The organism is Streptomyces sp. BK79 (genome assembly GCF_044142145.1).
Taxonomy (GTDB): domain Bacteria; phylum Actinomycetota; class Actinomycetes; order Streptomycetales; family Streptomycetaceae; genus Streptomyces.
On sequence record NZ_JBHVOC010000006.1, the window covers coordinates 223,035 to 235,651 of the forward strand.

The 12,617-nt window shown below is 73.5% G+C and carries 17 protein-coding genes; 10 read left to right on the forward strand and 7 right to left on the reverse strand.

Going from position 1 to position 12,617, the window contains the following annotated elements:
- The first annotated feature begins 80 nt into the window (after positions 1-80).
- Positions 81-659, forward strand: coding sequence for a 2'-5' RNA ligase family protein (locus tag ACFIF2_RS09775; RefSeq protein ID WP_395572131.1), 579 nt, complete (start codon positions 81-83; stop codon positions 657-659).
- 26 nt (positions 660-685) lie between these two features.
- Here ACFIF2_RS09775 and ACFIF2_RS09780 read toward each other — a convergent pair whose 3' ends face one another.
- Complete coding sequence (locus ACFIF2_RS09780) at positions 686-1,441, reverse strand: decaprenylphospho-beta-D-erythro-pentofuranosid-2-ulose 2-reductase (RefSeq protein ID WP_395572132.1); 756 nt, start codon at positions 1,439-1,441, stop codon at positions 686-688.
- A 19-nt stretch (positions 1,442-1,460) separates the two neighbouring features.
- A complete protein-coding gene (locus ACFIF2_RS09785) occupies positions 1,461-2,870 on the reverse strand; it encodes an FAD-binding protein (protein ID WP_395572133.1) in 1,410 nt (469 codons plus the stop codon).
- 133 nt (positions 2,871-3,003) lie between these two features.
- Here ACFIF2_RS09785 and ACFIF2_RS09790 point away from each other — a divergent pair, with 133 nt between their 5' ends.
- The 4 genes from ACFIF2_RS09790 to ACFIF2_RS09805 are packed head-to-tail and all read left to right on the forward strand — an operon-like array spanning position 3,004 to position 5,861.
- Complete coding sequence (locus ACFIF2_RS09790; RefSeq protein ID WP_395572134.1) at positions 3,004-3,513, forward strand: phosphatase PAP2 family protein; 510 nt, start codon at positions 3,004-3,006, stop codon at positions 3,511-3,513.
- On the forward strand, positions 3,506-4,456 hold the full coding sequence (locus tag ACFIF2_RS09795; RefSeq protein WP_395572135.1) for a decaprenyl-phosphate phosphoribosyltransferase: 951 nt from the start codon (positions 3,506-3,508) through the stop codon (positions 4,454-4,456). The genes ACFIF2_RS09790 and ACFIF2_RS09795 overlap by 8 nt, the downstream gene beginning before the upstream one ends.
- Entirely contained in the window at positions 4,450-4,935 is a 486-nt protein-coding gene (locus tag ACFIF2_RS09800; protein WP_395572136.1) for a GtrA family protein, read from the forward strand. Before ACFIF2_RS09795 ends, ACFIF2_RS09800 begins: the two co-directional genes overlap by 7 nt.
- Positions 4,923-5,861, forward strand: coding sequence for a YihY/virulence factor BrkB family protein (locus tag ACFIF2_RS09805; protein ID WP_395572137.1), 939 nt, complete (start codon positions 4,923-4,925; stop codon positions 5,859-5,861). Before ACFIF2_RS09800 ends, ACFIF2_RS09805 begins: the two co-directional genes overlap by 13 nt.
- Here ACFIF2_RS09805 and ACFIF2_RS09810 read toward each other — a convergent pair.
- Entirely contained in the window at positions 5,809-7,104 is a 1,296-nt protein-coding gene (locus tag ACFIF2_RS09810) for a D-alanyl-D-alanine carboxypeptidase family protein (RefSeq protein WP_395572138.1), read from the reverse strand. The two genes, ACFIF2_RS09805 and ACFIF2_RS09810, sit on opposite strands and share 53 nt — an antisense overlap.
- A gap of 91 nt (positions 7,105-7,195) precedes the next feature.
- Here ACFIF2_RS09810 and ACFIF2_RS09815 point away from each other — a divergent pair, with 91 nt between their 5' ends.
- Together ACFIF2_RS09815 and ACFIF2_RS09820 are read left to right on the forward strand one after the other, a co-directional pair.
- A complete protein-coding gene (locus tag ACFIF2_RS09815) occupies positions 7,196-7,435 on the forward strand; it encodes an SCO4848 family membrane protein (protein WP_395572139.1) in 240 nt (79 codons plus the stop codon).
- 36 nt (positions 7,436-7,471) lie between these two features.
- On the forward strand, positions 7,472-8,860 hold the full coding sequence (locus tag ACFIF2_RS09820; RefSeq protein WP_395572140.1) for a metallophosphoesterase: 1,389 nt from the start codon (positions 7,472-7,474) through the stop codon (positions 8,858-8,860).
- On the opposite strand, the gene ACFIF2_RS09825 is transcribed toward ACFIF2_RS09820, so the two are convergent.
- The 4 genes from ACFIF2_RS09825 to ACFIF2_RS09840 form a co-directional block, all read right to left on the reverse strand.
- Positions 8,851-9,612, reverse strand: coding sequence for a TetR family transcriptional regulator (locus tag ACFIF2_RS09825; protein WP_395572141.1), 762 nt, complete (start codon positions 9,610-9,612; stop codon positions 8,851-8,853). The two genes, ACFIF2_RS09820 and ACFIF2_RS09825, sit on opposite strands and share 10 nt — an antisense overlap.
- Before the next feature lie 10 nt (positions 9,613-9,622).
- Entirely contained in the window at positions 9,623-10,108 is a 486-nt protein-coding gene (locus ACFIF2_RS09830; protein ID WP_395572142.1) for a thiol-disulfide oxidoreductase DCC family protein, read from the reverse strand.
- Positions 10,109-10,112: 4 nt separating this feature from the next.
- Positions 10,113-10,520, reverse strand: a complete 408-nt coding sequence (locus ACFIF2_RS09835; protein WP_395572143.1) for a hypothetical protein — start codon at positions 10,518-10,520, stop codon at positions 10,113-10,115.
- 98 nt (positions 10,521-10,618) lie between these two features.
- Positions 10,619-11,029, reverse strand: coding sequence for a VOC family protein (locus tag ACFIF2_RS09840; protein WP_395572144.1), 411 nt, complete (start codon positions 11,027-11,029; stop codon positions 10,619-10,621).
- 168 nt (positions 11,030-11,197) lie between these two features.
- On the opposite strand from ACFIF2_RS09840, the gene ACFIF2_RS09845 reads away from it, so the two are divergent.
- From ACFIF2_RS09845 to ACFIF2_RS09855, 3 genes are all read left to right on the forward strand, one after another.
- Positions 11,198-11,656 carry an NINE protein gene (locus ACFIF2_RS09845; RefSeq protein ID WP_395572145.1) on the forward strand — a complete coding sequence of 153 codons (459 nt, stop codon included), beginning with the start codon at positions 11,198-11,200 and terminating at the stop codon, positions 11,654-11,656.
- The gene (locus tag ACFIF2_RS09850; RefSeq protein WP_395572146.1) at positions 11,649-12,068 is read left to right on the forward strand and encodes a DUF2752 domain-containing protein; all 420 of its coding nucleotides are present in this window, start codon (positions 11,649-11,651) and stop codon (positions 12,066-12,068) included. Before ACFIF2_RS09845 ends, ACFIF2_RS09850 begins: the two co-directional genes overlap by 8 nt.
- A gap of 232 nt (positions 12,069-12,300) precedes the next feature.
- Positions 12,301-12,573, forward strand: coding sequence for a TM2 domain-containing protein (locus ACFIF2_RS09855; protein ID WP_395572147.1), 273 nt, complete (start codon positions 12,301-12,303; stop codon positions 12,571-12,573).
- The last annotated feature ends 44 nt before the right edge of the window (positions 12,574-12,617 follow it).

Sequence of the window (12,617 nt, forward strand, 5' to 3'; positions counted from 1 at the left end):
ACGGTCGTGGCCGTACAGTCGATAACCGGGTGTCCGACACAGCGACATACACCGAGTGACACGGAACGACAGGAGACGACGTGGGGACCGTAACGATCGGCGTGTCGATCGCGGTCCCGGAGCCTCACGGCAGCAAGCTCCAGCAGCTGCGTGCGGGCTTCGGCGACGCCGCTGCTCACGGCATCCCCACGCATGTCACCCTGCTGCCGCCGACCGAGGCCGACGGCGCCGCGCTGCCCGTGATCGAGGCGCACCTGGCGCGGGTGGCGGCGCGCGGCCGGCCCTTCCCCATGCGCCTGTCCGGCACCGGGACCTTCCGCCCGCTGTCACCGGTGGTCTTCGTCCAGGTGGTCGAGGGCGCCGCGGCCTGCGCCTGGCTCCAGAAGCGGATCCGCGACGCGTCCGGGCCGGTGCCGCGCGAACTGCAGTTCCCGTACCACCCGCACGTCACCGTGGCGCACGGCATCGACGAGGCGGCGATGGACCGCGCCTTCGAGGAGCTGTCCGACTACGAGGCCCAGTGGCCCTGCACCGGCTTCGCGCTCTACGAGCAGGGCGCCGACGGGGTGTGGCGCAAGCTGCGCGAGTTCCCCTTCGGCACCGCGACCGTGCCCCCGCAGGCGGACCGCGTCGAGCGCGGCTCCCTGCCCACGCGGTAGGGCCCGCCCGGCGGGCCCAGGGGCCCTCACACCGGCAGCCGCCGGAACACCGACCGGGGCAGGTGCCGCAGCGCCGACATCACCACGCGCAGCGCCCCCGGCACCCACACCGTCTCCGAGCGCCGCCGCAGCCCCAGCTCGATGGCGGTGGCCACCGCCTCCGGCGTCGTGGCGAGCGGCGCCTCCTCCAGACCCTCGGTCATCCGCGACCGCACGAAGCCGGGGCGTACGACCATGACGTGCACGCCCGTGCCGTGCAGGGCGTCGCCGAGCCCCTGCGCGAAGGCGTCCAGGCCGGCCTTGCTGGAGCCGTAGATGAAGTTGGCGCGCCGGGCCCGCTCCCCGGCCACCGAGGACAGCACCACCAGGGAGCCGTGCCCCTGCGCCTGGAGCGCGCGGGCGCTGACCAGCCCGGCCGAGACCGCGCCGGTGTAGTTGGTCTGCGCGACCCGCACGGCGTTCAGCGGCTCGCGCTCGTCGTGCGCCTGGTCGCCCAGGATGCCGAAGGCGAGCAGCACCAGGTCGACGTCTCCCTCGGCGAAGACCTTGCCGAGGACGGCCTCGTGGGACTCGGGGTCGAGCGCGTCGAAGGCGACGGTGCGCACCTCGGCGCCCAGGCCGCGCAGCTGCTCGGCGGCCCGGTCCAGGGCGGGGGAGGGACGGCCCGCCAGCCACACCGTGCGGGCGCGGCGGGCGACCAGACGGCGCGCGGTGGCGAGCGCGATCTCGGACGTACCGCCGAGGACGAGGAGGGACTGGGGGATGCCGAAGGCGTCCTTCACGACAGCTCCTGACGATTGCTCAGAGGTGGAGGCGGCGGGCGAGGTCGGACACGAACACCCCGCGCGGGTCCAGCTCCGCGCGCAGCGCGCGGAAGTCGTCCAGGCGCGGGTACATCGCGTCGAGCAGCTCGGGCCGCAGCCGGGAGTCCTTGGCGAGGTAGACCCGGCCGCCGGCCCCGGCGACCTCCTCGTCCAGCTCGTCCAGGAAGGCGCCGAGCCCCGGCAGGCCCGCCGGGATGTCCAGGGCGAGGGTCCAGCCGGGCACCGGGAACGACAGCCAGCCCGGGTCGGCGTCCCCGAAGCGCTTGAGGACGGCCAGGAAGGACGGGCAGCGGTGCTCGGAGATGCGCCGCACGATCCGGCGCAGGGCGTCCTCCTGGTCGTGACCGACGACGAACTGGTACTGCACGAAGCCGCCGCGGCCGTAGATCCGGTTCCAGTGCGGGACGCCGTCCAGGGGGTGGAAGAAGGTGGAGATCCGCTGGAGCCGCCCCCGGCTCTCCCGGGGCGCCTTGCGGTACCACAGCTCGTTGAACAGGCCCACCGTCGTCCGGCTCAGCAGGCCCTCCGGCACGACGTCGGGGGCGGCCGGGAGGCGGGAGGTGCGGAAGGCCAGCGGGTCGCGCCGGGCGCGCGAACGCCTCGGCAGCGCGTCCAGCGGGGCGTGGTCGCCGCGGGTGAGCACCGCGCGGCCGGTCGCCGCCCCGCGCGCGAGGAGGTCGATCCAGGCGACCGAGTAGCGGTAGCGGTGGTCCGTGGCGGTGAGGCGGGCCATCAGGTCGTCGAGGTCGCCGGCGCGCTCGGTGTCGACCGACATCAGCGCGGTCTCGACCGGCTGGAGCCGCACGGTCGCGGTGAGGATCACCCCGGTCAGGCCCATGCCGCCGGCGGTCGCGTCGAACAGCGGGGTGCCCCGCTCCACGGTGCGGACCCGGCCGTCGGCGGTGAGCAGCTCCAGGGCGAGCACGTGCCGGGAGAAGGACCCGGACACGTGGTGGTTCTTGCCGTGGATGTCGGCGCCGATCGCCCCGCCGACCGTCACGTAGCGGGTGCCGGGCGTCACCGGCACGAACCAGCCCAGCGGCAGCAGGACCTCCATCAGCCGGTGCAGGGAGACGCCGGCGTCGCAGAGCACGGTGCCGCCGTCGGCGTCGATGGCGTGGACGCGGTCCAGGGCCGTCATGTCGAGCACGGCACCGCCCGCGTTCTGCGCGGCGTCCCCGTACGCCCGCCCCAGTCCCCGGGGGATGCCGCCGCGGGCCCCGCAGTCCCGGACGGCGTCCGCGGCCTCCTGGTAGGTCCGGGGGCGGATCAGCCGGGCGGCGGTGGGCGCGGTGCGGCCCCAGCCGGTGACGGGACCCCAGACGGTCGTGGGGTCCCAGGCGGTCGCGGGGTCCCCGTCGGCGGCGGGAGCGGTGTCGGCGGACATGCCGGTGACCGTATCGCCACCATCTAAGCGATTAGTTCCAAAACATCCCGGCCATCCCCGAAACGGGTGATTAATGGTATGTCGCTCGATCGTGCCGGACTTCCCGCGCCGTCGGCGTGAACAGTGAGTCCCCATGGACGACCTCGACGACATGGACCACCGGATCGTGACGGCGCTCAGAGCCTGCGGCACGGACCCGCGCGTGGCCGGTGCCGCGCGTGCCCTGTCCTTTGCCGGGGAGCACGGAGCGCTGTGGCTCGCGGCGGGACTCACCGCGGCGGCCGTGGACGGCCCGCGGCGCCGCGCCTGGCTGCGCGGCACCGCCCTGACCGCGGGCGCGCACCTCGTCAGCATGGGCGTGAAGCGGGTCGTGCGCCGTCCGCGTCCCGCGCACGTCGTCCCCCTGGTGCGCACCGCCGGCCGCCACTCCTTCCCCAGCTCCCACGCCACCTCCGCCGCGGCGGCCGCCGTCGCCTTCGGCGCCCTCGGCGTCCACGCCGCCTGGCCGCTCGCCGCCGCGGTGTGCGCCTCCCGGCTGGTCGCCGGCGTCCACTACCCCTCCGACGTCGCGGCGGGCGCCGCCCTGGGCGCGCTCACCGCCCGGCTCGGCACCGACTGGATGCGCGGAGGCCCCCGTGACTGAGACGGCCCTCCTGCGGCAACGCGCCCCCGAGCGGCAGCGGGAGCCCGCCCCGCCCCGCGAGAAGGGGCTGCTGTCCGGTCTGCTCCGGACCGCGCGCCCCCGCCAGTGGGTCAAGAACATCCTGGTCGTCGCCGCCCCGGCCGCCGCCGGTGAGCTGTTCGCCCCGCACGTCCTGCCCCGGCTGGCCCTGGTCTTCGTGCTGTTCACCGCCTGCGCCGCCGCCGTCTACCTCGTCAACGACGCCCGCGACGCCGAGGCCGACCGCGCCCACCCGGTCAAGCGCCACCGCCCCGTCGCCGCCGGACAGGTCCCGGTGCCGGTCGCGTACGCCGTCGGGGGCGCCCTGGGCGTCCTCGCGCCCCTCGCCGCGGCCTGGCTGTGCCCGCCGGCCGTCGCCGCCCTGCTGACCGCCTACCTCGCGATGCAGCTGGCGTACTGCGTCAGCCTCAAGCACGTCCTGGTCGTCGACCTCGCCGTGGTCACCACCGGCTTCCTGATGCGGGCGATGATCGGCGGACTCGCGCTCGGCATCCCGCTGTCGCGCTGGTTCCTCATCACGACCGGCTTCGGCGCGCTGTTCATGGTCTCCGCCAAGCGCTACTCCGAAGCCGTCCAGATGGCCGGGAAGGCGGGCGCCACCCGCGCGCTGCTCACCGAGTACACCACCGGCTACCTCCGCTTCGTCTGGCAGCTCGCGGCCGGCGTCGCGGTCCTCGGCTACTGCCTGTGGGCGATGGAGGAGGGCGGCGTCCCGCACACCAGCGTGCTGCCCTGGCGCCAGCTGTCCATGGTCGCCTTCGTCCTCGCCGTCCTCCGGTACGCCGTCTTCGCCGACCGCGGGACCGCCGGGGAGCCCGAGGACGTCGTCCTGCGCGACCGGGCCCTCACCCTGATCGGCGGGGTGTGGATCGCGATGTACGGCCTGGCGGTGGCCAATTGGTAGACGGCCCCACCAGGGAAACCCGGCGCGAACTGATCGGCTTCGCCACCGCCGGCCTCCTCGCCTACGCCGTCGACCTCGGCCTCTTCACCGTCCTGCGCGGCCCGGCGGGCCTCGACCCGCTCACCGCCAAGACGCTCTCCTTCGTCGCCGGCTGCTCCGTGGCCTACGCGGGCAACGCCTTCGGCACCTACCGGCACGCCCGCCCGCGGGGCCTGCGCCCCTACGCCGTCTTCTTCGCCGTGAACGCCGCCGGAGCCGCCGTACAACTGCTGTGCCTGGCCGTCAGCCACTACGGCCTCGGCCTCACCTCCCAGCGCGCCGACACGGTCTCCGGCGCGGGAATCGGCATGGTCCTGGCCACCATCCTGCGTTTTTGGGGCACAAGGACACTGGTCTTCCGTGCCGGGGCAGGAACCGGTGACACGACGGGATCATGGACCCAGGCGAGCGGGGGCAGAGTCGGATCATGGACTGGCTGAAGAAGCTCCCCGTGGTCGGGCCGTGGGCGACGCGGCTGATGACCACGCACGCGTGGCGCTCGTACGAACGGCTGGACCGGGTGAAGTGGACGCGGCTGGCCGCCGCCATGACCTTCACCAGCTTCGTGGCGCTCTTCCCGCTGCTCAGCCTGGCCGCCGCCATCGCCGCCGCCACGCTCAGCAAGGACCAGCAGGACAAGCTCCAGGACAAGATCGCCGAGCAGATCCCCGGCATCTCCGACCAGCTGAACATCCAGAGCCTCATCGACAACGCCGGCACCGTCGGCCTCATCGCCGGCGCCCTGCTGCTGTTCACCGGCATCGGCTGGGTCGACGCCACCCGGGGCTGTCTGCGCGCCGTGTGGGAGCTGCCCGACGAGGAGGAGAACCCCGTCCTGCACCGGGCCAAGGACGCGGGCGTCCTCGTCGGTCTCGGCGGCGCCCTCCTGGTCACGGTCGCCATCTCCACCGTCGCCTCGGCGCTGGTCGGCTGGATCATCCGCCAGCTGGGCATCGCCGAGGGCGGCTTCGGCGGCGTCCTGCTCTACGTCGCCGCCTTCGCCGTCGCCGTACTGGCCGACTTCCTGCTGCTCCTGTACGTCCTGACCCTGCTCCCCGGCGTCCAGCCCTCGCGCCGCCGCCTGGTGGTGGCCGCGCTGATCGGCGCGGTCGGCTTCGAGCTGCTGAAGCTGCTGCTGAGCGGCTACATGCAGGGCGTCGCCGCGAAGAGCATGTACGGCGCCTTCGGCGTCCCCGTGGCACTGCTGCTGTGGATCAACTTCACCTGCAAGCTGGTGCTGTTCTGCGCCGCCTGGACGGCGACGGGCAGCAAGGAGCAGGAGCTCGGGGACGAGGAGGGCGGCGAGCAGGGCGTCACGGGCGCGTCCGGCGACGGACCAGGTCCGGCAGCGGCCATTTCCGGTTGATGAGGAACGCGCCGCCCGCGAGCAGCACCAGCACCCCGGCGGTGATGCCGGCCGCGATCCCGACCCCGCCGGAGCCGTCCGCCGCCCGGGCGCCCACCACCGGCCGCGTGCCCGCCGCGCCCCTCCCGGCGCCGCCGCCCGCCTCCCCGGCGCCACTCGCGTCCGGCCCCGGACTCGCCTGCGCGGCGCTCCTCGGCGGCACCAGCTCACCGACCGGCTCCACCTTGCCGGCCGCCGCGAAGCCCCAGTCGAACAGGCGGGCGGTCTCCTTGTAGACCTCGTTGTGCTCGTCCTTCGCCGGGTTCATCACCGTGACGAGCAGCACCTTGCCGCCGCGCTCGGCGACGCCCGTGAAGGTGGCGCCGGCGTTGCTGGTGTTGCCGTTCTTCACCCCCGCGATGCCCGGGTAGACGTCCATGTCCGCGTCGCCGGACAGCAGCCGGTTGGTGTTCTGGATCTCGAAGGGCTGCCGGGACGTCTTGCCCTTCTTGTTCTTCTTCGTCTCGCCCGGGAACTTCGCGCTGACCGTCGAGGCGTACTCGCGGAAGTCCTTCTTCTGGAGCCCCGAGCGGGCGAACAGCGTCAGGTCGTACGCCGAGGAGACCTGCTCGGGCGCGTCGTAGCCGTCGGGACTGACCACGTGCGTGTCCAGGGCCTGCAGCTCCTCGGCGTGGTCGTTCATCTCCGCCACGGTGTTCGCGACGCCGCCGTTCATCGCGGACAGCACGTGCACGGCGTCGTTGCCCGAGCGCAGGAAGACACCCAGCCACAGGTCGTGGACGGTGTAGGTCTCCTCCTCCTTGATGCCGACCATGCTGGAGCCCGCGCCGATGCCCGCCAGGTCCGAGGGGGCGACCTTGTGCTTGGTCGTCTTGGGCCACTTCGGCAGCAGCGTGTCGGCGAACAGCATCTTCAGCGTGCTCGCGGGGGCCAGCCGCCAGTGCGCGTTGTGCGCGGCGAGCACGTCGCCGGACTCCGCGTCGGCCACGATCCACGACCGGGCGGTGAGGTCCTTCGGCAGCACGGGCGCCCCGCCCGCCAGGTCCACCTGCGTCCCGGGCCTGCCGAGCCGCGCCCCGCCCACGGTCGACATCGACGCGGGGGGAGAGGCCGACGGACTCGCCGAGGGGCTGGCCGAGGGGCTCGGCGCGGCGAACGCCGTGGGGGACAGGACGCACAGAGTGGTCAGGGCGGCGGCGGTGACCGACAGGGCGCGCCTGGCGGTCTTCTCGGGTGCGGGCACGAGCGAGAACGTACCTCCCGTCAGCGGCTTCCTCCCACCCCCCTCCCCACCCCGCGCACGGATCCGGACACCGGGCGGAGATACTGAAACCATGAAGCTCAGCCGCCCCGTCTCCTGGTTCCTGCTCGCTTTCGGGGTGTGGAGCTGGGTCATCTGGATCACTTTCGTCAAAAACCTGGTCAAGGACGGCAGCGGGCTTGCCTTCGAGGACGGCGACCCCACGGCGTACTTCTGGGTGCATCTGCTGCTCGCCGTCGTGTCCTTCGTATTGGGGACGGTCGTCGGGGTCATCGGGTTGCGCGGTCTGCGCGCACTGCGCCGAACGTCATAGGCGTCGGGGACGTCACAACTGAGGGGAATCGACGGCATGGTGGTCGTCTTCGCGCTGGTCGCGCTGGCCGTGGTGAGCGTCCTCGTCACGGCGAACTGGTACGTGTGGCGGCGCCTGTTCCGTGACACGACCCGGGGTCCCGGCCCCGTGCGCCGCCTCGGCGCGGTCCTGATCGCCGGCGGGTGGCTGCTGGCCGTCGTGGCGCTGGCCGGCGGGCGGGCGGGCGCGCCGTTCTGGCTCCAGCGCGTCCTGGCGTGGCCCGGCTACCTCTGGCTGGCCCTGTCGATCTACCTGCTGCTGGGGGTGCTGGCGGGCGAGGCCGTCCGCCCGTTGCTGCGGCGGTTCCTGGAGCGGCGGGCGGCCCGCCGCGCCGTCGTCGGGGAGGCGGCCGGCACCGAGGCGGCGAGGGCCGCGGACCCCGAGCGCATACCGGCGGGCACCGCGCCGCCCAGGAAGCCGGAACCCGCGCCCGACGCGGGAACGCCCGGCCCCACACCGGACAGCGAGCCGGGCCCCGCCCCGGACACCGGGCCCGGTACCGCACCGGACACCGCATCCGGTGTCACGTCCGACGGCCCGTCCGGGAGCACGCTGGCCCTCCCCTCCCGTCGCCTCTTCGTCTCCCGCGTCGTCGCCGGTGCCGCCGCCGCGGCGGCCGTCGGGACCGTCGGCGCCGGCACGTACGGCGTCCTGAACGGTCCGTCCGTGAAGCGGGTCACCGTGCCGCTGGCCAAGCTCCCGCGCGCGGCGCACGGGTTCCGCATCGCCGTGGTCAGCGACATCCATCTCGGGCCGGTGCTCGGCCGGGGCTTCGCGCAGAAGGTCGTCGACACGATCAACTCCACGCAGCCCGACCTCATCGCCGTCGTCGGCGACCTGGTCGACGGCAGCGTGAAGGACCTCGGTCCGGCCGCGGCCCCGCTGGCCCGGCTCAGGGCCCGGCACGGCGCGTACTTCGTCACCGGCAACCACGAGTACTTCTCCGGCGCCGAGCAGTGGGTCGCCGAGGTGCGGCGCCTCGGCCTGATCCCGCTGGAGAACGCCCGCACAGAGCTGCCCCACTTCGACCTGGCCGGGGTCAACGACGTGGCGGGCGAGGAGGAGGGCCAGGGCCCCGACTACGCCAAGGCCCTCGGCGACCGGGACCGCTCCCGCGCCTGTGTGCTGCTCGCCCACCAGCCGGTGCAGATCCACGACGCCGTCGACCACGGCGTCGACCTCCAGCTCTCCGGCCACACCCACGGCGGCCAGCTCTGGCCCGGCAACCTCCTCGCCGGCCTCGCCAACCCCACCGTCGCGGGCCTGGAGCACTACGGCGACACCCAGCTCTACGTCAGCCGCGGCGCGGGCGCCTGGGGCCCGCCCACCCGCGTGGGGGCGGAGTCGGACATCACCGTGATCGAGCTGGCGTCCCGTCAGGCCTGACCGGGGGCCCGCTCCGTGGGCGCCGCCTTCCTCGCGGGGTCGGGGAGCGCCTTCGTCATCCCCGGCAGGAAGTCCGTGAACAACTCGTGCACCTCGCGCACCAGCGGGCGCAGCACCCGGAAACGGGCCAGCACGACCCCTCGCGCGGTGAGCCGGGCGCCGCGCTCGGCGAGGCGGTAACTGCGCTCCCGGCCCTCGGTGCGGTCGAAGATCCAGTACAGGACCAGGCCCATCTGGGAGAGCCACATCAGCTCGGGCAGGATGTCCCGCAGATCCTCGGGCACCTTGGTCCTCGCGCCGGCGAGCACCGCGCGGTGGAGGCTGATGGCCTCCTCCCGCGCGTGCTCCGACTCGGGGGAGAAGGGGCTGAGCGGGCTGTCCGGGTCGGCGGCGTTCTTGAAGAACTGCACCGCGAACTCGTGGTACGGCGTCGCGATGTCCAGCCACACCTTGAGCACGCCCGCCAGCCGCTTCTCCAGGTCGGTCTCCCGGGCCAGGACCTCCCGGGCCGCCGCCCGGTGCTCGGCGGCGATCCGGTCGTAGAAGCCCTGGATCAGATGCTCCTTGCCGGCGAAGTAGTAGTACGCGTTGCCGACGGAGACCCCGGCCTCCTGGGCGATGGCCCGCATCGTCGTCCGGTCGTAGCCGCGTTCCTGGAACAGCCGCATGGCCGTCTCCAGGATCAGCGCGCGGGTCTGCTCGGACTTGCTGAGGGGGGCGCCGTCGCCGGGGCCGTCGTTCTTCGCGGGCACGGACCAGAGCCTAACGACTGGCACAGGTGCCGTCGTCACAGCCGCCTCGGGTGTACCTCCACCCGAGCCCCGGCTCGTAGACCCACCCGTCGGCCCGGCGGTACCCGCCGCCGCCCCACCGCTGCTGCCCGCCCCGCCACTTCGCGGCGGCCAGGACCGCTCCCCGGGCCAGCCTCGCCCCGGCGGGTGTGCTGAGCCGGTGGGCGAGCGCGCGGTGCTCGCGCAACGCCCACAGGACCACGACCCAGGCGGCGGCGCCCCGGTAGACCTGCCCGGCGTCGCCCACGGCGGTGACCTCGTCGAGGGTGGCCGCGTGGTCGAGGCCGGGGAAGCGCCGGCGGGCCTCGTCCGACCCGGCCGGGACCGGCTCCAGCGGCACGAGCCGGGGCTGGCGCAGCAGCCAGTCCCGTACGTGGACGCACAGGGAGCACTCGGCGTCGTAGAGGACGGTGAGCCGGCGCACCGGGGCGCCGGCCGTCGCTCGGGAGGCGGCCACCGGATCAGGCCCCGGCCGTCGGGGCCACCCAGCCCTGCGGCGGGACCGGCGGCACCTGCTCGCGCTCCATCATCCCGCGCCGCCGGATCTTGTTGAGGACGTACACGTTGCCCAGGTGCATCACGCCGAGCACCAGCAGCACCACACCGAGCTTGGTCGACAGGGCCTCGAAGATGCCACGGGTGTCGGCGATGGTCTCGTCGCCGCTCAGGTAGAGGGCGACGAAGCCGAGGTTGACGAGGTAGAAGCCGACCACCAGGAGGTGGTTGACGGCGTCGGCGAGCTTCTCGTTGCCGTGCAGCACGTCGGCGAGGAAGACCCGGCCGTTGCGGCTGAGCGTGCGGGCCACCCAGATGGTCAGACCGATGCTGACCAGCAGGTAGATGACGTAGGCGATGACGGTGCGGTCCATGCCCCACCCCTTCTTGAACGCGTTCAAAACGCTGACGGGAGTGACTCTAGACCCGTTTTTGAACGCGTTCAAGTGGCGGGGTTACGGCGGCCGGTCCCTCAGGGGCGGCGGCCCAGCTCCGGTCGCTTGGAGTAGTCCGTGAGGCCGACGACGTTCCCCCACGGGTCGGCGAACTCGACGGTCCAGCCGGTCGCCACGGGGAACGGCTCGTCCAGCGGCTCCACTCCCGCCGCCCGCAGGGCGCGGGCCGCCGTGCGGGCGTCCGTCACCTCCAGCCACACCCGCGCGGCGGGCCCCAGCGGCGGGCGCCGCCCGAACTCGTCCTCGGCCCGCAGCAGGATGCCCGGCGTCTCGCCCCCGGCCCGCAGCAGCGCGATCCCGGCCTCGTCGAGCCGGAAGGCGACGGGGAAGCCGGCCCGCTCGTAGAAGCCGACGGCCTCGCCGAGGTCTCCGACCGGCAGCAGCACGTTGTCGAACCCGAGCAGTTCGTACGACTCATGATCTGACATGACGTCAGATTAGGTGTGCGCGGGACGAAGTGGGCGCGACCGGCGGCCGGGCGGGCGCACGGTCACCCGCCCGGGCGGACGCCCGCTGACGGGACCCGACTTCTCTTTACCGACGCAGTCCTGCAATATGACCGGCAGTTTCCCGCGTCTTCCAGGAGTGACACCACTGTGAGCGAGCAGCCGCAGCAGCCGTCCCAGCCGCCCGGTTACGGCTACCCGAACCAGGCCCCCGGCCCGTCCGGCCAGGCCGGCCCCTACGGCTACCCGCAGGGCGGCCAGCCGGGCTACCAGCAGCCCCCCGGCGGCTACCAGCAGCCCGGGTACCAGCAGGCGCCCGGCTACTACGGCGGCGACCCCGCGGCCGCTTACGGCTACGACCCGGGCGCCCCCTACGGCTACGACCCCTACGGCCGCCCGTACTCCGACAAGTCGAAGATCGTCGCCGGAGTCCTCCAGCTCTTCCTCGGCACCTTCGGCATCGGCCGCTTCTACGTCGGCTCCGTGGGCATGGGCATAGCCCAGCTGTTCACCTGCGGCGGGCTCGGCTTCTGGGCGCTGATCGACGGCATCATGTACCTGGTCAGCAACGACCGCACGGACGCCCAGGGGCGGATCCTGCGTGGCTGAAACGGCCCGCCCCGCGCCACCGAGCGGGCGTCGCCCGCCGTGGCACCCCGCGGCGGCACCCCTCGCGGTGCTCGCGGCGGGTGCCGCGGGCGCCGGGTACCTGTGGGTCACCGACCCGCACGAGCCCGGCCACCTCCTGCCCCGCTGCCCGTTCCGGTACGTCACCGGGCTGCTGTGCCCGGCCTGCGGCGGCACCCGCATGGTGTACGACCTGATGCACGGTCACTTCGCCGCGGCCTGGCTGGACAACCGCGCCCTGCTGCTCGCCGCGCCGTTCGCGCTGGCGCTGTGGGGCCGCTGGACGCTGGAGGGCCTGCGCGGCCGCTCCTACCGGCCCCGGATCGCCCCGTGGGTCCAGGCGCTGATCCTGCTGACGGCCGTGGCCTGGACGGTGGCGCGCAACCTCGTCTGAGGAGCCGGGCGGTGGACGCCGGAGACGTCGAATGATCACGGAATGGGAACGTTCACTCGATTCCACTCCCGCCCGCCCCACTGGTCTCTCTATGCTCCTCTCGCACAGGGGGGACGGCCAGACCGACGTGTCGTGGGCCGCCGTGCACGGTCAGTGTGTGATCAGCGGTGTTCCTTCCTGGACCGCCGGGCAATCCGTCCGGCACCTCTCACTTCTTCCCAGGAGCACCACCGTGACCGTCCCCCCGAACGCCAGCCCCGCCGCCCCCTTCGGCTTCGACCCGCAGGGTCGTCCGTACTCCGACAAGTCGAAGATCGTCGCCGGTATCCTCCAGCTCTTCCTGGGCACCCTGGGCATCGGCCGCTTCTACGTCGGCTCCGTCGGCGTCGGTGTCGCCCAGCTCCTCACCTGCGGTGGCCTGGGCGTCTGGGCGCTGATCGACGGCATCATGTTCCTGGTCAGCAGCGACCGCACCGACAAGGAAGGCCGCGTCCTGCGCGGCTGACACCTCGTCGGCCTCCGGGCCCAGGGACCGCTCCCCGCGGCCCG

Excerpts from the sequence above, each read along its gene's own strand:
- ACFIF2_RS09815 (WP_395572139.1), top strand. The coding sequence starts at position 7,196 with ATGAAGCTCAGCCGCCCCGTCTCCTGGTTCCTGCTCGCTTTCGGGGTG.
- ACFIF2_RS09790 (WP_395572134.1), top strand. The coding sequence starts at position 3,004 with ATGGACGACCTCGACGACATGGACCACCGGATCGTGACGGCGCTCAGA.
- ACFIF2_RS09835 (WP_395572143.1), bottom strand. The coding sequence starts at position 10,520 with ATGGACCGCACCGTCATCGCCTACGTCATCTACCTGCTGGTCAGCATC.
- ACFIF2_RS09805 (WP_395572137.1), top strand. The coding sequence starts at position 4,923 with ATGGACTGGCTGAAGAAGCTCCCCGTGGTCGGGCCGTGGGCGACGCGG.
- ACFIF2_RS09840 (WP_395572144.1), bottom strand. The coding sequence starts at position 11,029 with ATGTCAGATCATGAGTCGTACGAACTGCTCGGGTTCGACAACGTGCTG.
- ACFIF2_RS09785 (WP_395572133.1), bottom strand. The coding sequence starts at position 2,870 with ATGTCCGCCGACACCGCTCCCGCCGCCGACGGGGACCCCGCGACCGCC.
- ACFIF2_RS09820 (WP_395572140.1), top strand. The coding sequence starts at position 7,472 with ATGGTGGTCGTCTTCGCGCTGGTCGCGCTGGCCGTGGTGAGCGTCCTC.